The following is a 24,543-nucleotide window of genomic DNA, read 5'->3' as shown; positions in this document are numbered from 1 at the left end:
ATGATTATGGTTTACGTCAATCAATGTCTCGCCGGGGTAACTGTTGGGATAACGCACCACAGGAAAGTTTTTTTGGACATATGAAACAGGAGCTTGGCATAAAATCACGTAAATGGAATTCTGTAAATGACATAAGAAACGCCATAGATGATTGGATTGACTACTACAACAATGACCGATATAAACTTAGTCTTAATAAACTATCACCAAATGAATACTACAGATACATAAAAACCGGAGAATATCCAAAGAAGATGCTGGTCTAAAAAATGGGTGTAAATTTCAAATACTGTCCTTGACATGGGTAGTAGTTTAACGATAAAAGCTATAATGCGGGGTGGCTGAAAGCCTGAAATCAGGCTATGAGCCCAAAACCGGTTAATTGCAGGTGGCCGAGCTATTAAAAACAAGCTATATGCCCAAAGCAGCAGCTCGCTCTCATAACATTGGGAGCCGAGGGAATAAAGCCTTATACGTTCTAGAAGAATCAACATCTACTGTTCTCGGAGTCAGAGCCAGAGGCCATTGTACCTAGCCACACCGTAGGTGCTTGCCATTGACGGGTTCTGAGGAAAACGCTACAATGCTGAATCCGACGGTGCGTGAAAATCTACTGTTCCCATCATCCTCACCGTCGGCTCGCTGACCAAGGCGTTTTTCTCAGGCTCAGTCAATGGTGGCGGACGGAGCCGTAATTAATTCCCAATTTCTTACGCTTATACGTAGAATAACAGGGACGGTTCAAATGACTTTTTATAAGTCAATTGAACCGTCCCTCTGTCTTCAAAGTATCGTTTCCAATACACATATTTGTTTCATCATATGGTTATTACTATAAAGGATGAACTGATAACAAAAGAATGCTTACGCCATCGGCGTAAGCATTCGTAAAAAGATCAATTCCTTTGAACCAATTATCGTTTAATATTTTAATTCTTCTTTACTACGTGATCTTTATCTTTGAAGATGTGTCCCTCAGGAATGCAACCACGAACAGAAGAGAGTGGATATACGTTGCAGTTTCTTCCGATTACTGTTCCTGGGTTAAGAACTGAGTTGCAGCCAACTTCAACATTGTCACCGAGCATTGCGCCCATTTTCTTAAGACCTGTCTCTACCTTGTCATCAGCGCCGTTCTTTACTACGACCAAAGTCTTGTCGCTCTTAACATTTGAAGTGATAGAACCTGCTCCCATGTGAGCCTTGAATCCAAGGATTGAATCTCCAACATAGTTATAATGAGGAACTTGAACCTTGTTGAAAAGAATTACATTCTTAAGCTCGGTTGAATTTCCAACAACGGCACCTTTACCAACGATTGCGCTTCCTCTGATGAATGCGCACTGTCTGACTTCTGCGTCCTCATCTATGATACATGGTCCGCCAAGGTAAGCAGAATCAAAGACCTTTGCACTCTTTGCAACCCATACATTTTCGCCGCGCTTCTCATATTTATCAGCTGGAAGGCTGTTTCCAAGTTCAATGATGTAATCCTTTATACCTGCAAGAAGCTCCCAAGGATATTCTTTAGTTTTCATATAATCAGCAGCGATAGTTTCATTTAGATCATACATATTTGAAATCTTAAATTCTTCCATGTTAAATACCTCACCTATATTTTTGAATTAACAAGTCAATAATAACATATCTGAAAAGATAAGACTAAAAAATCTGTTAAAAAATAAACAACGTTATTGAAATTAGCATCATTATGTGCAAAAATAATGATGGTGTTTTCTGAGGGTATGTTTTCAGAAGGCATTATCTTTGGCCTGATGCTTGGCATGCATCGAATTATGGCCAGTCTAAAAATAGGTAGCAAGTAATGAAAGTTACTTCACAATACGAAAGGAGATTTTTTCATGATTTACTCTACAGAGGTAAAAAACATGTGCCCTGTTACACAAGGGGTACACCATGGTGCAGCTCCCATTCCGGAAGAGGCTAAGTGGGTTAAGTCAAAAGAAATAAAGGATATTTCCGGCTATACACATGGTATCGGCTGGTGTGCTCCACAGCAGGGCTGCTGTAAGCTTTCCTTAAATGTTAAGGACGGTATCATTCAGGAGGCACTTGTTGAGACTATTGGATGTTCAGGAATGACACATTCAGCAGCTATGGCTTCTGAAATTCTTCCAGGACTTACAGTTCTTGAAGCTCTTAACACAGACCTTGTTTGTGACGCTATCAACACAGCTATGAGAGAGCTCTTCCTTCAGATCGTTTACGGCAGAACACAGTCTGCATTCTCAGAGGATGGTCTTCAGATCGGTGCTGGTCTTGAGGATCTTGGTAAGGGTAACCGTTCAATGGTTGGTACAACATACGGTACACTTGAAAAGGGACCTCGTTACCTTGAACTTACAGATGGTTACATCACAGATATCGCACTTGATGAGAACGATGAGATCATCGGATACAAGTATGTTAACTTTGGTAAGATGATGGACTTCATCAAGGCTGGTGATGATGCAAACACAGCTCTTGAGAAGGCTAAGGGACAGTATGGACGTGTTGCAGATGCAGTTCGTTGCATCGACCCAAGACACGAGTAATAGGTAAGGAGGAAAATATACAATGGCTTTATTTGAATCATATGAAAGAAGAGAGCCCCAGATCCTGGCTTGCCTTAAGGAGTATGGAATTTCTTCTATCGAAGAGTGTAAAGATATAACAATGGCAGCTGGCATCGATGTTTACAAGCTTATCGAAGGCATCCAGCCAATCTGCTTCGAAAATGCAAAGTGGGCTTACACAGTAGGCGCTGCTATCGCAATCAAAAAGAACTGCCGCAAGGCTGCTGACGCTGCTGCAGCAATCGGAATTGGTCTTCAGGCTTTCTGTATCCCTGGATCAGTTGCTGACAGACGTAAAGTAGGTCTTGGACATGGTAACCTTGGAAAGATGCTTCTTGAAGAGGATACAGAGTGCTTCGCATTCCTTGCTGGTCACGAGTCATTCGCAGCTGCTGAGGGTGCTATCGGTATCGCAGAGAAGGCTAACAAGGTTCGTCAGAAACCTCTTAGAGTTATTCTTAATGGTCTTGGAAAAGACGCTGCTCAGATCATTTCTCGTATCAACGGATTCACATATGTTGAGACAGAGTATGACTATTATACAGGCGAGGTTAAGGAAGTATTCAGAAAGTGCTATTCTAAGGATGCTAATTCACCTCGTGCAAAGGTTAACTGCTACGGCGCTAACGACGTACAGGAAGGTGTAGCTATCATGTGGAAGGAGAACGTTGACGTATCTATCACAGGTAACTCAACAAATCCTACAAGATTCCAGCACCCAGTTGCAGGTACATACAAGAAAGAGCGTGTTGAAGCTGGTAAGAAGTACTTCTCAGTAGCATCAGGCGGTGGTACAGGTCGTACACTTCACCCAGATAACATGGCAGCTGGTCCTGCTTCTTATGGTATGACAGATACTATGGGACGTATGCATTCAGATGCTCAGTTCGCTGGTTCTTCATCAGTTCCTGCTCACGTAGAGATGATGGGTCTTATCGGAGCTGGTAACAACCCTATGGTTGGTATGACAGTTTCAACAGCCGTTTCTATCGAAGAGGCTGCAAAAGCTGGTAAGTTCTGACCATGATGACTTGACGAGGTCTTGTCGAGTCTAGTCAGCATGGTCGTTCGGGCGAGCACGAAGTGCGAGAGCCGAACTTCCTTGTTTAAAGTATGTAAAAAGCGAGTGCTAAGCACTCGCTTTTTTTAACGCCTTTTATCGGGGTATTGTTCGTAGAATTTGTTTTTGTCTTTATACATGCGTTCATCTGCGTAGCGCATGGCAAGACGGAGATTACCTGAGTCTGCATCATGATAGTAACCAATGGCAAAATGGAGCCAGTTGGGATCAGATGCTTTTTCACGAAGGATTTTTATCTTTTCTTCAAAATTCTTTTCAGTATCGAAGGAAATGATAGTAAATTCATCACCGCCTGCCCTGTAAATCTTGTCTGTTGCAAAAACTTCTTTTAACACATCAGCAGCATAAACAAGAAGTTTATCGCCCTGTTCGTGGCCGCCATTATCATTTATTGTCTTAAGACCATTCAGGTCGCAGAAGGCTACGTTGAAAGGCCGTGGGTTAAATTCAAGTTTAAGCGCCAGCTCGTCTACATTTACGTTCATGCAGTTTCTGTTAAATACTCCTGTAAGCATATCAACGTTACTGAGATACTCGAGCCTTTGTAAAAACAGGTGGTTAGCAACTTCAGATGATAAAAAGAATGAGATAAGTTCAATAGTTTCTTTTATCCTTACTAGATGACTTACATCGAAGTTGGTGATGTAGAGGTAACCTATTGTTTCTCCGTTGTGGGTAAAGGGAACAAGACACAGACTTTGAACTTTATTTATTCTCAAGGTCTTAACCCAGGCAGGGGCCTTTTTCTCGTAGTAATCCAGGTCATGTTCATTTTTTATGATTATACTGTTTGTCTTTTTTACAAGCTCTTCCCAGCATTCTACAATCTCATAAGGAATAGAAGAGAAGACGCCACGGATATCGTTGTGAGGATCCGATGAAGCAGCACTGATTATATCAAAGGATCTGAATTCTTTGTCTATTGTAAGTGTGCTTGCTGCATATGAATTCGTGTACTCGAGAATGTCTTTTGTGACAATTTCCATGCTATCAAGGAATTTATGCTCATTTCTAAGCTCGAGACAGGTCTTTATAACAAAGCTGGCAATGTCTGGAGAAACGGCTGCAAATTTGCCTGTGTCCATTTCTTTATTCAAAGTATAGGAGAGCTGGCAGTAGGAGATAGCAGGATCATCGCATTTTTCCATGATGGGATTGAGGATGTCCTGAGTCCAATAACCGTAAACTTTAGAGGTGTCAACATAGGTGTTTATAAACTCACCTTTCCATGCAGCTCTGAAACAAACATCTTCAAAATTTGGCTCTTTTGGAAGGTGCATGGTATAGAGCTGTCCTTCAAGGTGTTTATCAAAGGATTCATAATCAACGCCAGCATCATGTTCGGTACCAACAAAAACATCGTAATAGTTTTTCTTTAAAAGATCATTTATAACAGCAAAGCGCACTTCACCACAACTGCCGTCAGGGAGCTTCTCAACAGCCATGATCGTACTTGGAATTGGGAGCTGATTAACATAATCTTTTAATTTCAAATAGGTTTCATTTGTCATATTATTTTATCATCTCCGGGTGTGTGTAATAGAATTCTTCTTTGAATTCCTGGCCGTATTGATTTGCAAATCTCATAGCTGTATGAAGTGAACCGTCGGTGGTGTCGGTATAGTAACCAACTGTAAAGTATACCCATTCAGGGTCTGAAGCTTTCTCTTTTAAGGTGTCGATCTTTTTGCTGAATTCTGCCTCGGAGCTGTTTGTTGATATTACTGCAAATTCATCGCCTGCAGATCTGTAAATAAAGTCATCTTTAAACACTTCGCGAAGTATCTTTCCTGCATCTCTAAGGAGATTGTTTCCGGCATCATGTCCCTGATTTATATTGATGGTTTTTAAGGTGCTCAAGGTACAGAAAGCAACACTGTAAGGAACAGGAGCCATCTTAAGTTCCATGGCAAGTTCGTCAACCTTTGTGTTCATGGCGTTTCTGTTTTGAACACCGGTACGGATATCAAGGGAACTCAGACTTCTTAATTTATCAATAAAGATGTGGTGCGCTGCCTCTGAAGCCAGGAAGAAAGCGACCATCTCAATTGTGTCTTTGAATCGTGCCAGCTGGCTGATATCGAAATTAGTGATGAAAAGATATCCGATTATCATGTTTTGATGAATGAAAGGCGCAAGGCAAAGGGTCTTTACATCATTTGCCCTAAGTGTCTTTACCCACTCAGGTGCCCGCTTTTCAATATCGCACATATCCTGTTCGTTTCGGATGATGATGCAGTCTGTGCCTGAAATAAGATCTTCCCATGATTCAACTATTTCATATGGAATATCAGTGAAGATGTCATGTATGTTGACAAGGTTATTTCTGACGGATTCGCTGATGACTTCGAACTGATAGAGATCTTTTGAGACTGTGACAATAGATGTGGCAAAAGAATCAGTGAATTCGCGGATTTCTTTTGTTACGAGATTCATAGTTGTGTAGAAATCGTCATTTTTCCTGAGGTTAAGGCAGGTCCTGATGACAAAGCTTGCTATATCCGGTGAAATAATGGAGTACTTGCCGGAATCCATTTCTTTATTGAGATTGTAGATAAACTGGCAATATCCGATTTTGGAATCACCATTATTGTTTATGGGAATGACTATATCTTCAGTCCAATAGCCATAAAGCCTTGTGGTGTCGACATAGGCGTGATAGTGCTCGTTATTCCAGGCTGCTTTAAACAATATCTCTTCGAATTTTGGATCTCTTGGTATTTTCAGGTCATAGGGCTGGCCTTCAACGTCTTCTCCGGTCATACTGAATTTGTCGTTTGTTGCAGCCATGAGAATCTTCCCGCAGGTCCCGTCAGTATTTTTTTCAACTGCTAAAATAGCAGAGGGCATGTTGCACATGTTTACTATAGTTTTAAGTGTTTCATAATCGATACCAGACATTTTATCCTCCAAAAGATACTTAAAAATAACGGCATCACGATAATATTTATACTATTATATAATAGCATATAGGAGATTAAATTTTTTAATATCTCAATGTATAAATTATGAAATTCCTATAAAATAATCATTACAATAATACTTTAAAAAGAGGTATACAATTGATATAATGATTTTTGAGCGGCATGGCTTAACTGTGCCGCTTTTATTATAATTATCACAGTATTAGATCAGGATTTTTTTACATATGAACAATAAAACAGAAAAGACAATCAATCATAAATTTAATACAAAATCTGAACTTGTGTGGTTTTTTCTTAGAGGAAGTAAGACTTTCTTTTGCCTTTCGGTCATCCTTTCCTTTGGAATAACTTTTTTTGAACTCATAAGTCCCAAGGTTGTTCAGTATACGGTCGATTATCTTTTGGTGGATGTTCCGGATGAAAGTGGGAGCATACCTGCGTATTTGAGACTTTTATTGAATGCAATAGGAGACAGGGCATTTCTTAAAGACCATATCTATATCATGGCCCTTTTAGTTGCTCTATTTGCTCTTTTATCAGCAATATGCAGATATTTGTTTAAAGTGTGCAATGCTCATGCTGCGGAGAGGCTTATCCAGAGGATGCGAGATAAACTTTTTGAGCATATCATGCATCTGACTTTTTCCTGGCACAGTGAGAATCATACAGGTGATATCATCCAGAGGTGCACTTCAGACGTTGATACTGTAAAGATGTTCATATCAGAACAGCTCCTGTCTTTAGTCAGGATCATTATCAGGATCATTATCGCCATGTATTTTATGATCCAGATAAACGGAGTTCTTTCTATTTTTTCTGCGGTGTTCATTCCAATCGTGGTGCTGTATTCATTCATTTTTCATAACAAGATCAGCAGAAGCTTTGAAAAAGCCGACAATGAGGAAGGAAGACTATCAGCTACAGCCCAGGAAAATCTCACAGGTGTGAGGGTTGTCAGGGCATTTGGAAGAGAACAGTATGAAAAGGAAAGATTTGAAAAACAGAACTTTGAGTACACAAATCTCTGGATTGAGATCATGAGGATTTTGTCTTTGTTCTGGTCTTCAAACGATCTGATCTCAGGCTGTCAGGTTATGCTGGTAACTGTTGTTGGCGCTGTTTTTGCTGTAAACGGTAGTATTACTGTTGGTGAGTATATTGCATTTGTATCCTACAACGCTATGCTTACATGGCCTGTAAGGGCTCTTGGAAGAATTATCTCTGAGATGAGTAAAGCCGGAGTTTCTATTGAACGTATCAGATATATCATGAATTCTGAGGTTGAGAAGGATAAAGAAAATGCAAAAGAAGTACCAATGAATCAGGATATTTCTTTTGAAAATGTTTCTTTTACCTATGGAAATGGTTCAGAAGAAGTTCTAAATAATGTAAGCTTCACCATAAAAGCAGGAACAACGGTTGGAATCCTGGGCGGAACAGGGTCGGGTAAATCGACGCTTATGTATCTTTTGGACAGACTGTATGACCTTCCTGAGGACTGCGGAAAAATAACAGTCGGAGATACTGATATTAAGGACATCAAGGCTAGTCATTTAAGAAAGAACATTGGCCTTGTGCTTCAGGAACCCTTCTTGTTTTCGAGGACCTTGTCTGAAAATATAGGAATAACCCTTAAGGATAATGACCTTAAACAGGTAAGGGATGCTGCGAAGGTAGCCGCTTTGGATGAGACTATCCAGAATTTTGGGCAGGGGTATGACACCTATGTAGGCGAGCGAGGTGTGACATTGTCAGGAGGACAGAAGCAGAGAACTGCTATAGCGCAGGTTCTGGTCTCAAAGCCTCCTGTAATGATATTTGATGATTCGCTTTCTGCTGTGGATACAGGAACAGATGCAAAAATAAGACGTGGACTTTTAGAGTCTACTTATGATACAACGGTGGTCCTTATTTCTCACAGAATAACGACTCTTATGCATGCGGATCACATTATAGTTCTTGATCACGGGAAAGTTGCGGAAGAGGGCCCCCACGACGTGCTCTTAAAGAACAATGGAATTTATAAAAAAATCTACGATATACAGATGCAGGGAATATGAAAAACGAACAATTAACAAAACTACCATTTTTTGGAATACCAAAACTATATCCATTTATTAAGCCATATCTTCCCAAGATAGTATTTATGGTCACTCTGGGAATACTAAGTTCCCTCGTTGACTCGATATATCCTATTTTTAACAGGTATGCACTTGACAATTTTGTAGGTAAAAAGACATTAGAAGGCCTTGGAGGCTTTGTAATCCTTTACCTTGTTATCCTTATTCTGCAGGTAATTGATAATTATATTTCTACTTATGTCTGCGGGCAGGTTGAGATGAGTATGGACAGAGATCTTAGAAATGCTTCTTTTAACCATCTGCAGGAGCTTTCGTTCGCATATTTCAACCAGAATAATGTGGGCTATATCCATGCAAGGGTAATGAGCGATACGGGCAAGATCGGAGTAATGGTATCATGGCGAATGATGGACATTATATGGAATGGATCATATATTGTCTGCGTTCTTATTATGATGCTGTTCCTCAATGTGAAACTGGCGCTTTATGTAATTGTGCTTGTTCCTGTGGCAGCTCTTTTCTCTATGTACTTCCAGAAAAAACTAATCGTTCTTAACAGAAAGATACGTGAGATAAATTCTACGATAACAAGTAATTTCAATGAGGGGATTACCGGTGCAAAAGCGATCAAGACCCTGGTTGTAGAAGATAAGATCCAAAATGATTTTGAAAAAGATACAAGTAATATGTACAGAACTTCAGTACATACAGCGCATTTCTCTGCGCTCTTCACATCATCGATAACATTAATGTCCTCATTGGCTCTTTCCCTTGTTTTATGGAGAGGCGGCCTTGCGACAATGGAAGGGGTTATCCAGATTGGTACTCTGTCTGTGTTCCTGTCTTATGCACTTGGCCTTATGGAACCGGTTCAGAACGTTATCGTCACAATATCTGAGCTTATAAGTGTTCAGGTAAATGTCGAGAGATTTTTTAAGCTTATAGAGACTGAGTCTGACGTTTCAGACAGACCGGATGTCATAGAAAAATATGGAGATACCTTTAATCCAAAGAAAGAAAATTGGGAAGAGCTCTATGGCGATATTGAGTTCGAGGATGTGACCTTTAAGTATCCTGATGGGGATGAGTATGTCCTTGAGCATTTTAATCTCAAAGTTCCTCAGGGGACCAATGTTGCCATCGTTGGAGAAACCGGTGCCGGAAAATCGACTCTGGTAAATCTTGTTTGCAGATTTTTTAAGCCCACGAGCGGAAGAGTCCTTATAGATGGAAAAGATGCTGCGGACAGGTCTCAGTTATGGCTTCACAGTAACATCGGATATGTTCTGCAGACACCACATCTTTTTTCAGGAACAGTAAGGGATAATTTAAGGTATGGAAAGCCTGACGCTACGGATGACGAGATTTGGGAGGCTTTGCGCCTTGTGTCTGCCGAGGCAATTGTTAAGCGCATGGATAAGGGACTTGACAGCGATGTTGGAGAAGACGGCGGAATGCTCTCAACCGGTGAAAAGCAGCTTTTGTCTTTTGCCAGAGCAATTCTTTCCGATCCCAAAATCCTTATTCTTGATGAGGCAACAGCTTCTATTGATACTGTGACTGAAAAGGCAATTCAGGATGCCATTGTTACTGTTACTAAGGGAAGAACGTCCTTTGTTATTGCACACAGACTTTCAACTATCGTTGATGCGGATATCATTTTAGTGGTTCAGGATGGTAAAATAATAGAGAGAGGAACCCATAAGGAGCTTATGGAACATAAAGGTTTCTATCACGAGCTCTTTACAAGGCAGTTTGCTGATGAAGCTTTTAATCAGACAGCAGGATGAATAAGGGTGGCAGACTAATATGATGGATATAGCGGTATTTAGTGATATACATGGTAATCATTCGGCGCTTCAGGCGTGCATTGATTACGCAATGGGGAAGGGGATTACTAGATTTGTACTTCTCGGTGATTACGTTACAGACTGCCCCAATCCTCAGAAGACCATGGAACAGATATATGTGCTTAAGCAGTATTTTGAGACTTATATTATTAGGGGAAACAGGGAGGAGTACCTTCTTAATTACAGAAAGAATGGAGAGGGTAATTGGAAAAAGGGGTCAGCCAGCGGCTCACTTTTGTACACCTATGAGAATCTGACTGATAAGGACTTTAATTTTTTTGCTTCCCTTCCAAATTATGGAATATATGAGCAAAAGGGCTTTCCGGGCTTTGAATATTGCCATGGGTCGCCTAATGAGACTTCAGAGCTTCTTTTCAGAGAGAAAAGAAATACCAAAAAGGTGCTGTCTCACCTAAAGACGGGAGTTCTTTTACATGGTCATAATCATGTACAGGACACTTACATTTACAGGGGAAAGAAGGCAGTAAATCCCGGATCTGTCGGCATTCCGTGGTACCATGATGGTAAGACTCAGTTTTGTATACTACATGGAAATGGAAAGACCTGGGAAGAAGAGTATGTGCAGCTGGACTATGATAGAAAAGAGATCCTAAGGGAATTTAAAAACTCAGAACTTAAGACCTACGCACCTGCCTGGGCTGCGGTCACCATGCATACAATAAGGACCGGAATTGATCTTAACCAGACTGTTCTTCTTCGCGCCATGAGGCTTTGCGAGCAGGAAAGGGGCGTTGTTAAATGGCCAAATATTCCTGAGAAGTACTGGGCTATTGCCCTTAAGGAAAACTATATTGATCTGAACGGAAAAGAGATACCTCACGATGAAGAGGCATAAAGAAAGGCGCATCGCTTTGATGCGCCTATAATTATGCAGATATTACAGAATTTCTTCCTTGATTCTTGGCTGTATAGAGCCTGCTGTCAGCCTCTTTTAAAAGGTCATAGGGAGTCATGCCATCATTGCAGGTAGCGGTTCCAAAAGAAGAAGTTACTTTTATATCATTACCGCCATAAGAGAATATGTTATCTGATATTTCATTACAGATATCGTGTATGATATTGCAAAAATCATTGTAACTTTGAGAATCCTTTGAAAGAATAAGAAATTCTTCGCCGCCCCATCTTCCACAACATAATTCACTGTGAGATGAGAGTATTTTTGCAATTTCAATCAGTACATGGTCGCCCATGAGATGACCGTATGTGTCGTTGATGTTTTTGAAATGGTCAACGTCCATGATTGCAACATTTTCGTAGGATTCGTCGTATATCAGTTTTTGAATGAACTGCCTGTTATAAAGCCCTGTCAAATAATCTGTATTGGCAAGATTATTGAGTCTGTTTGTGTTTTCTTTTATGTTCACACAGTATACTGTTGTGTAAACAATGATATAAGAAAATGCTATAAGGCCATTTGTATAGTACATAAAAGTAGCTATAGAATCAGAAGCAACATATCCGATCGGGAGATAACCGTTCTCATGAAAACCATATAGTGCTATGAAGGTTACAATGTATAGAAGAACAAGTATGTTTGCCAGTACGCTCTGTACTTTTGACTGAAGAGGCATAAAATATGGTGTGATAACTGAAAGCACACAAGGGAAAAGCCAAAGCCAGTATCCACATTTATATCCCATAAAAACAGTAGCAAAAATAATATGAAAATAGATCTCAAAATGTGCTATCCATACAATTATTACATTATGTCCTGTGGCATTTAAAACAAACTCTATTAGATAAATTCCAATGCTTACAAGATTGATGTAGATCATTGGAGTACAGAACGAATATGTATAAACACCTTCAAGGATGATATGTATCAAAAGAAGTGCTGTAGCCGTTTTAGTAATAAATTCTTTATCTTCAAGGTCGTATTGAACTTTTTCTCTTTTTACCAGACCTGCAAGAAAAAAATTGTCAAATGAATTCTCCATTTAATTTACCCACAAAATAATAACTTTTTATCTTTAAACAGATATATTATATTTGTTCGAATGAAAATGTCTAGTTCAATATAGTAAATCACTAAAGAAAAATAAAGTTGAATGCACAAAAAAGCCCTGAAAACAGAATTTTCAGAGCCTTAATGTCATATAATAATGATTTCTCTTAAACAGTTGTGTCAAGAGCAACTGAAGTGTCAGCCGCAGTGGTCTTGTTCGCGTCTTTGTCATAGCTCTTGAGCTGATCGTCAAGCCAGGAAGATTTGTATTTGTTATATTTATCAGCTGTAACAGTAGAGTCAGAAGAGGAGCCTGATCGTCCAACACTATCAAGGAAATTGGTTTTATGCGTAACAGTCTTTTTTGTAGCGCTTGTTGCTGATTCAGAATCAGTAGCAACCGTAGTTGAGCCGGTTTCCCTGTACGCGTTTAGGGCATTTTGATTACCTACTTTTTTTACATAGGATTTCATAAGGGAACCATATGCGCCGCTCTTGATACTGGAGTAGTCAGTCAAAAGATTGCTCATGTCATTAACATAATTATATGAGCCGGAAAGGCTGCTGAATATATTTGCCATGTTCGCACCTCCTTGCTAAAAATGCATACTTAAGGCCTCCGTGCCATAAGCATAGTATCAGTAATAATCATACTATTAAGGATATTATCACAGAAAAGATATGGATTATCAATTTACTGCAAATTAAATAAATATAAAAAATTGATATAGAAGATATGCTGATAAACAGTAGGGTTAAACTATGCTAAAAGAAATAAAAGGTAGAAAACGTGAGAAAAAAGGAGAAATTAAGAGTAAAATACTGAATATATAAAAATATAGCCCATTATTCAGCTTGCGCAAGTAAGATTAACATACTAATATATGTTCTTAGAGATTAGCACTCAAAACTATCGAGTGCTAACAATGTTTAAAAAATAATCTAATGATTATATAAAGGAGGCATTTACAATGAAGTTAGAACCACTTTCAGACAGAGTTGTTTTAAAGCAGCTTGAGGCAGAAGAGACCACAAAGTCAGGTATCGTTCTTCCAGGAGCAGAGAAAGAGAAGCCACAGCAGGCAGAGGTCATTGCAGTAGGTCCTGGCGGAATCGTTGATGGCAAGGAAGTAAAAATGCAGGTTAAGAAGGGTGACAATGTCATCTATTCAAAATATTCAGGAACAGAAGTTAAGCTTGATGATGTTACATATATCATTGTTAAGCAGAACGATATTCTTGCAATCATTAAATAATCCAGAGACTTTTAGAAGGTCGTATGATCCGGATTAAGTTTTTAATATAATACTTTGGAGGAAAACAAAATGGCTAAGACAATTAAGTACGGCGCAGACGCCCGCACAGCTATGGTAGAAGGCGTTAATAAGCTTGCAGATACAGTTAGAGTAACAATCGGACCTAAGGGAAGAAACGTAGTTCTTGATAAGAGCTATGGTGCACCTACAATTACAAACGATGGTGTTACAATCGCAAAAGAGATCGAGCTTGAAGATGCATATGAGAACATGGGTGCTCAGCTCGTAAAAGAAGTTGCTACAAAGACTAACGATGTAGCAGGTGATGGTACAACAACAGCTACAGTTCTTGCACAGGCTATGATCAACGAAGGTGTTAAGAACCTCGCTGCAGGTGCTAACCCAATCGTTCTTCGTAAAGGTATGAAGAAGGCTACTGATACAGCAGTTGCATCTATCAGCAAGATGGCTACAAAGGTTAAAGGAAAAGAGCAGATCATGAGAGTTGCTGCTGTTTCATCAGGTGATGATGAAGTAGGACAGATGATCGCAGATGCAATGGAAAAGGTTTCTAACGATGGTGTTATCACAATTGAAGAGTCCAAGACAATGCAGACAGAGCTTGACCTTGTAGAAGGTATGCAGTTCGACAGAGGATATATCTCAGCTTATATGGCAACAGATATGGATAAGATGGAAGCAACACTTGAAGATCCATTCATCCTCATTACAGATAAAAAGATCTCAAACATTCAGGATATCCTTCCACTTCTTGAGCAGATCGTTAAGACAGGTTCTAAGCTTCTTATCATCGCTGAAGATGTTGATGGTGAGGCTCTTACAACTCTTATCGTTAACAAGCTTCGTGGAACATTCAATGTAGTAGCTGTTAAGGCTCCTGGATATGGTGATCGCAGAAAGGCTATGCTCGAAGATATCGCTATCCTTACAGGTGGTAAGGTTATTTCTTCTGATCTTGGCCTTGAACTTAAGGATACAACAATGGATGACCTTGGTAGAGCAAAGAGCATCAAGGTAGAAAAAGAGAAGACAACAATCGTTGACGGACTTGGAAACAAGGACGAGATCAAGTCAAGAGTATCTCAGATCAAGAAGCAGATCGAAGAGACAACATCTGATTTTGATAAAGAAAAACTTCAGGAGAGACTTGCTAAGCTCGCTGGTGGTGTTGCAGTTATCAGAGTTGGTGCTGCTACAGAGACAGAGATGAAAGAAGCTAAGTACAGAATGGAAGATGCTCTTAATGCTACAAGAGCAGCTGTTGAAGAAGGCATCATCTTTGGTGGCGGTAGCGCATACATCCATGCATCTAAGGAAGTTGCTAAACTTGCTGACTCACTTGAGGGTGATGAGAAGACAGGTGCTAAGGTAGTTCTTAAGGCACTTGAAGCTCCTCTTTTCCACATTGCTAACAATGCAGGTCTTGACGGATCAGTTATCGTTAACAAGGTTAAGGAGTCTAAGCAGGGTATCGGCTTCAACGCATACACAGAAGAGTATGTAGACATGGTTAAGGACGGAATCATCGATCCTGCCAAGGTTACAAGATCAGCTCTTCAGAATGCTACATCTGTAGCATCAAGCTTCCTTACAACAGAAGCAGCTGTAGCTACAATCAAAGAGCCAGTTCCTCCAATGCCAGCAGGCGGCGCAGGAATGGGAATGGGCATGTAAGCGATAACGAGCCAAACTCCAATACATAATCAAAACCGCTTTGGCGGTAACAATAGAGAAAACCATGGAACCAAGCTCGCTTGGTCTTCCATGGTTTTTCTATTGTTAGAAGTGCGTTAGCACTTTTTGATTATGTATTGGAGTTTGGCGACAACGGACGACAGGGAAATTGCGAAGCAATTTCGCTGTATGAGCGATAAACCGCCTCGCCAACAAAGTTTGGCGACTGGGATGCTGCACTAAATTCGGCAATGCCTCATTAAGTGCACACCCATGGCTCGTACTAAGCTCGAAAAAACCTCGCTAAGTACTCTGCTCAAACGGACGACAGGGAAATTGCGGAGCAATTTCGCTGTATGAGCGATGACGGCCTATTTGTTACCATCTCCGCAAAAAACAACCCTTTATTTTGCGCATTTATTGTATATAAAACCACTAAAAATCTGCTATACTCATCTTATAAAACATAAAGGAGGGGCGTTATGGATATATCTATGCAAATTGTCTGGCTTTTAGCAGCAGTCGTTTTCGGAATTCTTGAACTTGTTACCACTAGTCTTGTCAGTATATGGTTTGTATTTGGAGCTGTTGTGGCGATGATCACGGCACTGTTTAATGCTCCGATTCTTTTACAGGTAATTGTATTTATTGTTGTATCTGCGATTTCTCTTTTATTTACAAGACCTTTAGCAACTAAATATGTGAATAGTAAGACAATCAAAACTAATGTTGATTCACTTGTTGGAAGAGTACTTATTGCCAAGACTAAGATCGATAACCTCAAAATGAGCGGAAAGGCAGATCTTGATGGTACAACCTGGATGGTTGTAAGCGGTGATGATTCAGTTATTGCTGCAGGTGAAGAGATTGAAGTAGTAAGAGTTGAAGGAGCAAAACTTATAGTTAAGAAAAAAGAAGCAGGAGGTCAATGATATGGGTTCAGTATCGAAAGTTTATTTTACCAGAAACATAACACCACAGCAGGTTGTTAAGATGTATGATATTCTCGGCAAAAAGCTTACTGGTAAGATAGCTGTTAAGGTTCATTCAGGTGAGGATGGCAATCAGAACTATTTAAAGCCTGAGTTTTGGAAACCTATGGTTGAACATGTTGGAGGTACTGTTGTTGAGTGTAATACTGCCTATGATGGCGAACGTAACAGCACAGAAAAACATGTGAAACTTATTAAAAAGCATGGCTGGAATGATTTCTTTGTAGTTGACCTTATGGATGCAGAGGGGCCGGATGTTACACTTCCAATTACGCATGCGAACCATTTGAAAAATGATATCGTTGGTAAGAATCTTCTTAACTACGATTCAATGCTTGTTCTGTCACATTTTAAGGGACATCCGATGGGAGGATACGGCGGAGCATTAAAACAGCTCTCCATAGGCTGCGCATCAACTGCCGGAAAAGTAAATATTCATTCGGGCGGAAAGCTTACAAAGACTGATGATCAGGCTATTGTATGGGATAATCATGCAGCCCAGGACGATTTCCTTGAGTCTATGGCCGAGGCTGCCTCTGCAGTTGTTGACCACTTTAAAGGAAATATGGTTTTTGTAAATGTAATGAAGAATATGTCAGTTGACTGTGACTGCTGTGCAGTTGCTGAAGATCCTTGTATGGCTGATGTTGGAATCCTGATTTCTACAGACCCTATCGCTATCGACAGGGCTTGCATGGATCTTATTTATAAATCAGACGATCCGGGAAGAGATCATTTCCTTGAGAGAGTACAAACGAGAAACGGAGAACATACGATTGATGCCGCCGCAGAAATGGGATTTGGCGTAAAAGAGTATGAGCTCATTTCTATAGATTAAAAATTAAATGTTGGGGCATGTTTTTTTAACATGACAAAAGGAGGAAAAATGATAGCAGCAATTATTTTAGTTATTCTTATTATTGCGCTTATCGCAACTAATATCAGAGTTGTTCCACAGGCGCATTCTTTCGTAGTTGAAAGACTTGGAGCATATAAGGAGACATGGGATGTTGGTCTTCATATCAAAGTTCCTTTTATTGACAGAGTTGCCCGTCAGGTTGATCTTAAAGAGCAGTATTGCGATTTCCCACCTCAGCCTGTTATTACACAGGACAACGTAACAATGCAGATTGACTCAATTGTCTTCTTTAGAATTTCAGATCCTATGGCCTATGCATATGGAGTAAGAAATCCTATCGGAGCTATTGAAAATCTTACAGCAACAACTCTTCGTAATGTTATCGGATCACTTACACTTGATGAGACTCTTACTTCCCGTGATCAGATCAATGCTCAGATGCAGGATGCACTTGATATTGCAACAGATCCTTGGGGAATAAAGATTACAAGAGTTGAGCTTAAGAACATCAATCCTCCTGAGCAGATCAGAGATGCAATGGAGAAGCAGATGAAGGCTGAACGTGAGAAGAGAGAGAAAATTCTTTTTGCTGAAGGTGAAAAGCAGTCTCAGATCACAGTTGCAGAAGGTGAGAAGCAGAGTAAGATCCTCCAGGCTGAAGCCGATAAGCAGGCTACGATCCTTAGAGCTGAAGCTGAGAAGGAAAAGAAGATCAGAGAAGCTGAAGGTCAGGCTGAAGCTATCAGAAGCATTCAGAAGGCTAATGCAGATGGTATCAGCATGCTTAAGTCCGCAGGAGCAGATGAATCAGTTCTTACACTCAAGAGTCTAGAGGCATTTGAAAAGGCTGCTGACGGCCAGGCTACAAAGATCATTGTACCTTCAAATATTCAGGGACTTGCAGGTCTTGCCGGCTCTCTTAAAGAAATTGTGAAATAATTTAAAAAATATAGCGAAAATCGGTATTATATAGTATTATTACATTACTGTGTAATTTGATAAAACAAGGGGTTGTACGTTCCTTTGGAACGTGCTACTCCTTTTCGCATGTTTAAGATGTTTTGGGAGGGTATGTAGTTGGATCTTGAGAGGCAGAAAAGAGCGCCTATATATGAAGCGCTTGAGAGATTTAGAAAGCAGCGTGTGGTTCCATTTGATGTTCCGGGACACAAAAGGGGAAGAGGAAACGCTGAGCTTGTTAGTTTTCTTGGTGAGAGGTGTGTCGGAATCGATGTGAATTCCATGAAGCCTCTGGATAATCTTTGTCACCCGGTATCTGTTATTAAGGAAGCCGAAGAGCTTATGGCTGACGCATTCGGTGCTGCTCATGCTTTTATGATGGTTAATGGTACTACAAGCGCAGTTCAGGCAATGGTTCTTTCTAATGTTAAAATGGGTGAAAAGATCATTATGCCCAGAAACGTTCACAAGAGCGCGATCAATGCCCTTATACTTTGTGGCGCAGTTCCGGTATATATTGATCCTAAGGTTGATACTAAACTCGGTATTCCTCTGGGAATGGAAATAGCTGATGTTAAAAGAGCTGTAAAAGAGAATCCTGATGCAAAGGCAATTCTTATCAACAACCCTTCTTATTATGGAATTTGCTCAGACCTTAAGGCAATTGTAGAATTAGCACATGAAAATGGCATGAAGGCTCTTGTAGATGAAGCTCATGGAACACATCTGTACTTTGGCCCTGGACTTCCTCTTAATGCCATGGCTGCAGGCGCTGATATGGCGGCTATCAGTATGCATAAGTCAGGTGGTAGCCTTACACAGAGTTCTATTCTTTTATGCGGAAAGGATGCTAATATAGGATATATAAGCCGCATAGTTAATCTGACTCAGACAACAAGCGCCAGCTACCTTCTTCTTGGAAGTCTTGATATTTCCAGAAGAAACCTTGCACTTAACGGCTATAACAGCTTTGAGAAAGTAACTAAGATGGCTCAGTATGCAAGAGAAGAGATCAACGACATCGGCGGTTACTATGCATACGGCAATGAGCTTAAAAACGGCGGAAGTATTTTTGATTTTGATGAGACTAAACTGGTTGTAAATACCAGGAGTATAGGTCTTACAGGTATTGAGGTTTACGACCTTTTAAGAGATGAATATGACATTCAGATGGAGTTTGGAGATCTCTCCAACGTCATGGCATATATTTCGATAGGCGACAGACTGCAGGATATTGAGCGTCTTGCCGGAGCTTTGGCAGATATAAGGCGTCTTTATGCCAAACCTGCACAGAGCTTTTTCTCTGCAGAGTATGTAACACCTATCGTTAAGGCAACACCTCAGGAAGCATTCTATGCAGAAAAAGAACAGCTTCCTATTGACAACTGCGTTGGAAGGATAAGTGCAGAGTCTGTTATGTGTTACCCGCCGGGAATCCCGATCCTTTCTCCGGGAGAAGTAATAACAGCAGACATTTTGGATTATATTAAGACAGCAAGAGAAAAGGGGTGCTCAATGCAGGGTCCTGAAAGTGAAGATATTTCTGAACTTTTTGTGCTGAAATAACCTTTTGATAATAACTGAAAGTATATAGGAGGAAAATCATGGCCGAAATGGATTATTGGTTTAGTGATATGCATACAGGCAATGTCAAGATAAGCATAAGACTTGCCAAGCAGCTTTTTTCAGGAACAAGTGAGTTTCAGAGAATTGATGTTTTTGATTCTCCTGAGTTTGGTAAATTCCTGACCTCAGATGGAAATATTATCTTTTCAGAGAAGGATGAGTTTACTTATGACGAGATGATCGTTCATGTGCCTATGGCAGTTCATCCTAAAGTCCAGAGGGTCCTTGTACTTGGTGGCGGAGACGGCGGTGTTGCCAGAGAGCTTTGCCATTATGATGAGATAAAGGTTATAGATGTAGTTGAGCCAGACAACATGTTTGTTGACGTGTGCAAGCAGTATTTTCCTGACAATGCTATAGGTCTTGAGGATGACAGAGTTCATATTTTCTATCAGGATGGCCTTAAATATCTCAGAAAATGTGAGGACATGTATGACCTTATAATAAATGATGCCACAGAGCCTTTGGGACATGAGGCAGGTCTTTTTACAAAGGAATTTTATGGAAGCTGCTATAAGGCGCTTCATGATGATGGAATCATGGTTTATCAGCATGGAAGTCCTTTCTATGATGAGGACGAGGAAAGCTGCAGAGCAATGCACAGAAAAGCCTACAGAGTCTTTCCTGTAAACAGAGTTTATCAGGCACACATTCCTACATGTCCTGCCGGATACTGGCTCTTTGGATTTGCCAGCAAAAAATATCATCCGCTAAAGGACTTTAATCCTGACAGATGGGATGAGAGAGGAATTAAGACCTGGTACTATACAACTCACTTACATAAGGGAGCATTCATGCTTCCTAAATATGTAGAGGATCTTCTTCAGGAAGAAGAGGACATGAGCAGGTAAATTTGATTTTATTATTTTTTCCTAGTTTCAAGCGAAGAAAACGGAGGGTATATAGATGAGTAGATTATTGGTTATCGGATGTGGCGGCGTTGCACAGGTTGCAATCCAGAAATGCTGCCAGAACAGCAAGGTGTTCACAGAGATGTGCCTTGCAAGCAGAACTGTTTCTAAATGTGATGCTCTTAAGGAAAAACTTGAGAAGCAGGGAACAAGTGTAAAGATTACTACAGCAACTGTAAATGCTGATGATGTTAATGATGTAATTAAGCTTATTAAGGAGTACAAGCCAGAGGCAGTGCTTAACGTTGCGCTTCCTTATCAGGATCTTGTTATCATGGATGCCTGCCTTGAGTGCAAGGTTGATTACATCGATACAGCAAACTATGAGCCTGAGGATACAGACGAGCCTGTATGGCGTGCTGCATATGAGAAGAGATGCAAGGAAAAGGGCTTTACAGCTTACTTTGACTACAGTTATCAGTGGGCATACATGGACAAGTTCAAGGAAGCAGGAATCACAGGTCTTCTTGGAACAGGCTTTGATCCCGGTGTAACAAGCGTATTCACAGCTTATGCTAAAAAGCACTATTTCGATGAGATCCACACTATTGATATCCTGGACTGCAACGGCGGCGATCATGGCTATGCTTTTGCTACAAACTTCAATCCTGAGATCAACCTTCGTGAAGTTAGCGCAAACGGAAGCTACTGGGAGGATGGCCACTGGGTTGAGACAAAGCCTATGGAGATCAAGAGAGTATACGATTTTCCACAGGTTGGACAGAAAGACATGTACCTTCTTCACCACGAAGAGATAGAGGCTCTTGGTAAGAACTTCCCTGAGGTTAAGAGAATTCGCTTCTTCATGACATTCGGACAGAGCTATCTTGATCATATGCGTTGCCTTGAGGATGTTGGAATGCTTTCAACGAGCCCTATCAATTTTGAAGGAAAAGAGATTGTGCCTATTCAGTTTTTGAAAGCTCTTTTACCTGATCCTGCAAGTCTTGGACCAAGAACAGTCGGAAAGACTAACATCGGATGTATATTCCGCGGAATTAAGGATGGAAAAGAGAGAACAATTTATATCTACAACGTATGTGACCATCAGGAGTGCTATAAGGAACTTGGCAGCCAGGCAATCAGCTACACAACAGGTGTTCCTGCTATGATTGGAACTGCACTTGTTCTTAGCGGCAAGTGGAAGAAGCCTGGTGTTTATACAACTGATGAGTTTGATCCTGATCCATACATGGATATGCTTAATGAATATGGCCTTCCATGGGTTGTTGATGAGAATCCACAGCTTGTTGACTGATATGGGATTGATATTTATAGCTGTATTGATGAGGGGAAATTATGAATCTATCTGAAATACGTACGCCGGCGTATGTTATTGATGAAAAGAAATTACGCGAGAATCTTGAAATTCTTGACAGAGTACAAAAAGAGTCAGGAGCTAAAATACTCCTGGCTCAAAAGGCGTACTCTATCTATCAGACATATCCATTGATATCAAAATATTTAACTGGTGCGACAGCTTCAGGCCTTTTCGAGGCGAGGCTTGCTCACGAAGAGATGCAGGGCGAGAATCATGTTTTTGAACCTGCTTTTGGTGATGAAGAGATGGTTGAGCTATGTGATATTTGTGATCACATTATTTTTAATTCTCTTAATCAGCTTGAACATCACAGATCTGTGTGGGAGAAAAAAGCTGCCGAAGGAAAGCTTTCTGTCGGTCTTAGGATAAACCCTGAGTTCAGTACACAGGAGGGGCATGAGATCTATGATCCCTGTGCAAAAGGATCAAGACTTGGAATAAGGCTAAAGGATATGCCTGAAAGACTTCCTTCAGGAGTTGAGGGACTTCATTTCCATACGCTTTGTGAGCAGGGATTTGAGCCTTTGGAGACCACATTTTTAAAAGTTGAAGAAGAGTTTAAGAGATTCTTTCCAAGTCCTGTACAGGAAAATCTTGAAGGATTTGATGAGGATACACGTGGCAAGATCAAATGGATCAATCTTGGTGGTGGACATCATATAACAAGGGAAGATTATGATGTTGATGGTCTTATCAGACTTGTAAAAAGAATCAGACAGACCTATGGAATAGATGTTTATCTTGAACCTGGAGAGGCAATCGCGCTTGATGCAGGATACCTTGTGACTACTGTCATGGATATTGTAGAAACTGACAGGATACCTGTACTTATTCTTGATACTTCTGCAGCCTGCCATATGCCTGATGTTTTGGAGATGCCATATAGACCGCCTCTTAGAGATGGTGAGGAACCAGGGGAGATGAACTATACTTACAGATTATCTTCCAGAACATGCCTTGCAGGGGATGTAATCGGAGATTACAGCTTTGATACCCCAAAATGTATTGGGGACAGGCTTGTGTTTGAAGATATGGCTATCTACAGTATGGTTAAGAATAATACTTTTAATGGAATGCCGCTTCCGGATATAGATATTCTTCATGAGGACGGAAGTGTCGACCTCATCAGAAGATTTGGCTATGATGATTTCAAGTGCAGGTTATGATATTACCGATAGTTACAGATTTATGATTATACGCAGGTATTTGTAATGGAAATAATTAGTAAGAGAAAGCCTTATGAAGATTCTTTTTTCATGCCGGCAGAGTATGGTGCCCATGAGGGAACGCTTATGATATATCCTGTTCGTCCCGGAAGCTGGGGGAAGGATAGAAGTGGTGCATTAGAGAGCTTCAAGAGGATTTTTATCGAGATAATCAAAAGAGAAAATTTATATCTTCTTGTGAATGAAAAATATTATAGTGAGGCATCCCGGCTCATTTATGGAGCTATAAATGAGTATTGTGATGAGCTTAAGCTTTCAGGTGATTACAATAAGGTTTTCGAGAAGTACATTGATTCATCTGATGATGATGAACTGATACTTGAGGATATCCTTGAAGAGAGATGCTTTATTCTAAAAATTGACTCAGATGATTCCTGGGCAAGAGATGTGGGTCCTACCTTTGTTGTAAATAAGAACAGGGATCTGCGAGGAATAAACTGGAAGTTTAATGCCTGGGGCGGTGAATTTGATGGACTGTACGCTTCATGGGATAAGGACGATGCTGTAGCTGAGTCTTTTTGCAAGATTCTGGAGGTGGACATGTATGATGCAGCACCTTTTGTTTTAGAAGGTGGCTCCATACATACTGACGGAGAGGGCACTTTGATGGTTACAGAGAGCTGCCTTTTAAGTCAGGGAAGAAATCCTTCCATGAGCAAAGAGCAGATAGAAAAGACTTTAAAAGAGTACCTTGGCATTTCAAAAGTTCTTTGGCTCCCAAGAGGAATCTACAATGATGAGACTAATGAGCATGTAGACAATGTGTGCGCTTTTATTGCACCTTCAGAGGTTGTGCTTGCCTGGACTGATGATGTAAATGATCCTCAGTATGAGCTTTCTAAGGCTTGTATTGATTATCTGGAAAAAGAGACGGATGCAAAGGGAAGAAAGATCAAGGTTCATAAACTGCCGATTCCTGAGCAACCGGTATTGGTAAGTGCTTTGGATCTTCAAAACTATGAGTTTGAAGAGGGCGAAGATATGAGAGATGAAGGAGAGCGCCTGGCAGCCAGCTATGTGAATTTATACTTTATAAACGGAGCAGCGCTTGTTCCTCAGTTTGGCGATGATAATGCTGAGAGTGATAAGAAAGCTTTGGAAATACTAAAAAAGATCTGCCCTGATAGGGAGATAATCGGTATTCCTGCCAGAGATATTCTTTTAGGCGGTGGCAATATTCATTGTATTACACAACAGATTCCTGCCAGAAAATAAGTAA

21 protein-coding genes are annotated in these 24,543 nt (G+C 40.4%); 16 read left to right on the top strand and 5 right to left on the bottom strand.

Annotated features, from left to right (window positions below):
• Positions 1 to 266: IS3 family transposase (locus tag G585_RS0104540; protein ID WP_026663776.1), on the top strand; the 266-nt coding region annotated here is incomplete at its 5' end.
• Between the two features lie 663 nt (positions 267 to 929).
• Here G585_RS0104540 and G585_RS0104535 read toward each other — a convergent pair.
• On the bottom strand, positions 930 to 1,598 hold the full coding sequence (locus G585_RS0104535; RefSeq protein WP_022773290.1) for a UDP-N-acetylglucosamine pyrophosphorylase: 669 nt from the start codon (positions 1,596 to 1,598) through the stop codon (positions 930 to 932).
• 264 nt (positions 1,599 to 1,862) lie between these two features.
• On the opposite strand from G585_RS0104535, the gene G585_RS0104530 reads away from it, so the two are divergent.
• Positions 1,863 to 2,555 carry an iron-sulfur cluster assembly scaffold protein gene (locus tag G585_RS0104530; RefSeq protein WP_022773289.1) on the top strand — a complete coding sequence of 231 codons (693 nt, stop codon included), beginning with the start codon at positions 1,863 to 1,865 and terminating at the stop codon, positions 2,553 to 2,555.
• A gap of 22 nt (positions 2,556 to 2,577) precedes the next feature.
• Complete coding sequence (locus tag G585_RS0104525; RefSeq protein WP_022773287.1) at positions 2,578 to 3,597, top strand: GGGtGRT protein; 1,020 nt, start codon at positions 2,578 to 2,580, stop codon at positions 3,595 to 3,597.
• Between the two features lie 125 nt (positions 3,598 to 3,722).
• On the opposite strand, the gene G585_RS0104520 is transcribed toward G585_RS0104525, so the two are convergent.
• Complete coding sequence (locus G585_RS0104520) at positions 3,723 to 5,168, bottom strand: GGDEF domain-containing protein (RefSeq protein ID WP_022773286.1); 1,446 nt, start codon at positions 5,166 to 5,168, stop codon at positions 3,723 to 3,725.
• A gap of 1 nt (position 5,169) precedes the next feature.
• Positions 5,170 to 6,558 carry a GGDEF domain-containing protein gene (locus tag G585_RS0104515; RefSeq protein WP_022773285.1) on the bottom strand — a complete coding sequence of 463 codons (1,389 nt, stop codon included), beginning with the start codon at positions 6,556 to 6,558 and terminating at the stop codon, positions 5,170 to 5,172.
• Positions 6,559 to 6,805: 247 nt separating this feature from the next.
• On the opposite strand from G585_RS0104515, the gene G585_RS0104510 reads away from it, so the two are divergent.
• From G585_RS0104510 to G585_RS17105, 3 genes are read left to right on the top strand one after another with little or no spacing between them, the layout of a single operon-like run.
• Entirely contained in the window at positions 6,806 to 8,641 is a 1,836-nt protein-coding gene (locus G585_RS0104510) for an ABC transporter ATP-binding protein (RefSeq protein ID WP_022773283.1), read from the top strand.
• The gene (locus G585_RS0104505) at positions 8,638 to 10,452 is read left to right on the top strand and encodes an ABC transporter ATP-binding protein (protein WP_022773282.1); all 1,815 of its coding nucleotides are present in this window, start codon (positions 8,638 to 8,640) and stop codon (positions 10,450 to 10,452) included. Before G585_RS0104510 ends, G585_RS0104505 begins: the two co-directional genes overlap by 4 nt.
• Before the next feature lie 19 nt (positions 10,453 to 10,471).
• Complete coding sequence (locus G585_RS17105; RefSeq protein WP_022773281.1) at positions 10,472 to 11,368, top strand: metallophosphoesterase family protein; 897 nt, start codon at positions 10,472 to 10,474, stop codon at positions 11,366 to 11,368.
• 31 nt (positions 11,369 to 11,399) lie between these two features.
• On the opposite strand, the gene G585_RS0104495 is transcribed toward G585_RS17105, so the two are convergent.
• Together G585_RS0104495 and G585_RS0104490 are read right to left on the bottom strand one after the other, a co-directional pair.
• Positions 11,400 to 12,470, bottom strand: a complete 1,071-nt coding sequence (locus G585_RS0104495; protein WP_022773279.1) for a GGDEF domain-containing protein — start codon at positions 12,468 to 12,470, stop codon at positions 11,400 to 11,402.
• A 175-nt stretch (positions 12,471 to 12,645) separates the two neighbouring features.
• Positions 12,646 to 13,059, bottom strand: coding sequence for a hypothetical protein (locus tag G585_RS0104490; RefSeq protein ID WP_022773278.1), 414 nt, complete (start codon positions 13,057 to 13,059; stop codon positions 12,646 to 12,648).
• Between the two features lie 390 nt (positions 13,060 to 13,449).
• Here G585_RS0104490 and G585_RS0104485 point away from each other — a divergent pair, with 390 nt between their 5' ends.
• From G585_RS0104485 to aguA, 10 genes are all read left to right on the top strand, one after another.
• On the top strand, positions 13,450 to 13,734 hold the full coding sequence (locus tag G585_RS0104485; protein ID WP_022773277.1) for a co-chaperone GroES: 285 nt from the start codon (positions 13,450 to 13,452) through the stop codon (positions 13,732 to 13,734).
• Between the two features lie 69 nt (positions 13,735 to 13,803).
• Positions 13,804 to 15,429, top strand: a complete 1,626-nt coding sequence (gene groL, locus G585_RS0104480) for a chaperonin GroEL (protein ID WP_026663773.1) — start codon at positions 13,804 to 13,806, stop codon at positions 15,427 to 15,429.
• 482 nt (positions 15,430 to 15,911) lie between these two features.
• Complete coding sequence (locus G585_RS0104475) at positions 15,912 to 16,361, top strand: NfeD family protein (RefSeq protein ID WP_022773274.1); 450 nt, start codon at positions 15,912 to 15,914, stop codon at positions 16,359 to 16,361.
• Between the two features lies 1 nt (position 16,362).
• Positions 16,363 to 17,259 (top strand): DUF362 domain-containing protein, encoded by an 897-nt coding sequence (locus G585_RS0104470; protein WP_022773273.1) that lies wholly within the window; start codon positions 16,363 to 16,365, stop codon positions 17,257 to 17,259.
• Positions 17,260 to 17,307: 48 nt separating this feature from the next.
• Positions 17,308 to 18,219, top strand: a complete 912-nt coding sequence (locus G585_RS0104465) for an SPFH domain-containing protein (protein WP_022773272.1) — start codon at positions 17,308 to 17,310, stop codon at positions 18,217 to 18,219.
• A 138-nt stretch (positions 18,220 to 18,357) separates the two neighbouring features.
• The gene (locus tag G585_RS0104460; RefSeq protein WP_022773270.1) at positions 18,358 to 19,806 is read left to right on the top strand and encodes an aminotransferase class I/II-fold pyridoxal phosphate-dependent enzyme; all 1,449 of its coding nucleotides are present in this window, start codon (positions 18,358 to 18,360) and stop codon (positions 19,804 to 19,806) included.
• Between the two features lie 47 nt (positions 19,807 to 19,853).
• On the top strand, positions 19,854 to 20,717 hold the full coding sequence (gene speE, locus G585_RS0104455; protein ID WP_026663772.1) for a polyamine aminopropyltransferase: 864 nt from the start codon (positions 19,854 to 19,856) through the stop codon (positions 20,715 to 20,717).
• 55 nt (positions 20,718 to 20,772) lie between these two features.
• A complete protein-coding gene (locus G585_RS0104450) occupies positions 20,773 to 22,035 on the top strand; it encodes a saccharopine dehydrogenase family protein (RefSeq protein WP_022773268.1) in 1,263 nt (420 codons plus the stop codon).
• Positions 22,036 to 22,076: 41 nt separating this feature from the next.
• On the top strand, positions 22,077 to 23,264 hold the full coding sequence (gene nspC, locus G585_RS0104445; RefSeq protein WP_022773267.1) for a carboxynorspermidine decarboxylase: 1,188 nt from the start codon (positions 22,077 to 22,079) through the stop codon (positions 23,262 to 23,264).
• A 45-nt stretch (positions 23,265 to 23,309) separates the two neighbouring features.
• Complete coding sequence (aguA, locus tag G585_RS0104440; RefSeq protein WP_022773265.1) at positions 23,310 to 24,539, top strand: agmatine deiminase; 1,230 nt, start codon at positions 23,310 to 23,312, stop codon at positions 24,537 to 24,539.
• The last annotated feature ends 4 nt before the right edge of the window (positions 24,540 to 24,543 follow it).

It is taken from the genome of Butyrivibrio sp. AE2015, from assembly GCF_000420825.1.
Taxonomy (GTDB): Bacteria; Bacillota; Clostridia; order Lachnospirales; family Lachnospiraceae; genus Butyrivibrio.
Note: the sequence above shows the minus strand (reverse complement) of the source record. Positions and strands in the feature narration are given on the sequence as shown.

Excerpts from the sequence above, each read along its gene's own strand:
- groL (WP_026663773.1), top strand. The coding sequence starts at position 13,804 with ATGGCTAAGACAATTAAGTACGGCGCAGACGCCCGCACAGCTATGGTA.
- G585_RS17105 (WP_022773281.1), top strand. The coding sequence starts at position 10,472 with ATGATGGATATAGCGGTATTTAGTGATATACATGGTAATCATTCGGCG.
- G585_RS0104465 (WP_022773272.1), top strand. The coding sequence starts at position 17,308 with ATGATAGCAGCAATTATTTTAGTTATTCTTATTATTGCGCTTATCGCA.
- aguA (WP_022773265.1), top strand. The coding sequence starts at position 23,310 with ATGGAAATAATTAGTAAGAGAAAGCCTTATGAAGATTCTTTTTTCATG.
- G585_RS0104535 (WP_022773290.1), bottom strand. The coding sequence starts at position 1,598 with ATGGAAGAATTTAAGATTTCAAATATGTATGATCTAAATGAAACTATC.
- G585_RS0104490 (WP_022773278.1), bottom strand. The coding sequence starts at position 13,059 with ATGGCAAATATATTCAGCAGCCTTTCCGGCTCATATAATTATGTTAAT.
- G585_RS0104470 (WP_022773273.1), top strand. The coding sequence starts at position 16,363 with ATGGGTTCAGTATCGAAAGTTTATTTTACCAGAAACATAACACCACAG.
- G585_RS0104485 (WP_022773277.1), top strand. The coding sequence starts at position 13,450 with ATGAAGTTAGAACCACTTTCAGACAGAGTTGTTTTAAAGCAGCTTGAG.
- G585_RS0104495 (WP_022773279.1), bottom strand. The coding sequence starts at position 12,470 with ATGGAGAATTCATTTGACAATTTTTTTCTTGCAGGTCTGGTAAAAAGA.
- nspC (WP_022773267.1), top strand. The coding sequence starts at position 22,077 with ATGAATCTATCTGAAATACGTACGCCGGCGTATGTTATTGATGAAAAG.
- G585_RS0104505 (WP_022773282.1), top strand. The coding sequence starts at position 8,638 with ATGAAAAACGAACAATTAACAAAACTACCATTTTTTGGAATACCAAAA.
- G585_RS0104525 (WP_022773287.1), top strand. The coding sequence starts at position 2,578 with ATGGCTTTATTTGAATCATATGAAAGAAGAGAGCCCCAGATCCTGGCT.
- G585_RS0104530 (WP_022773289.1), top strand. The coding sequence starts at position 1,863 with ATGATTTACTCTACAGAGGTAAAAAACATGTGCCCTGTTACACAAGGG.
- G585_RS0104450 (WP_022773268.1), top strand. The coding sequence starts at position 20,773 with ATGAGTAGATTATTGGTTATCGGATGTGGCGGCGTTGCACAGGTTGCA.
- G585_RS0104515 (WP_022773285.1), bottom strand. The coding sequence starts at position 6,558 with ATGTCTGGTATCGATTATGAAACACTTAAAACTATAGTAAACATGTGC.
- G585_RS0104510 (WP_022773283.1), top strand. The coding sequence starts at position 6,806 with ATGAACAATAAAACAGAAAAGACAATCAATCATAAATTTAATACAAAA.
- G585_RS0104520 (WP_022773286.1), bottom strand. The coding sequence starts at position 5,168 with ATGACAAATGAAACCTATTTGAAATTAAAAGATTATGTTAATCAGCTC.
- speE (WP_026663772.1), top strand. The coding sequence starts at position 19,854 with ATGGATTATTGGTTTAGTGATATGCATACAGGCAATGTCAAGATAAGC.
- G585_RS0104475 (WP_022773274.1), top strand. The coding sequence starts at position 15,912 with ATGGATATATCTATGCAAATTGTCTGGCTTTTAGCAGCAGTCGTTTTC.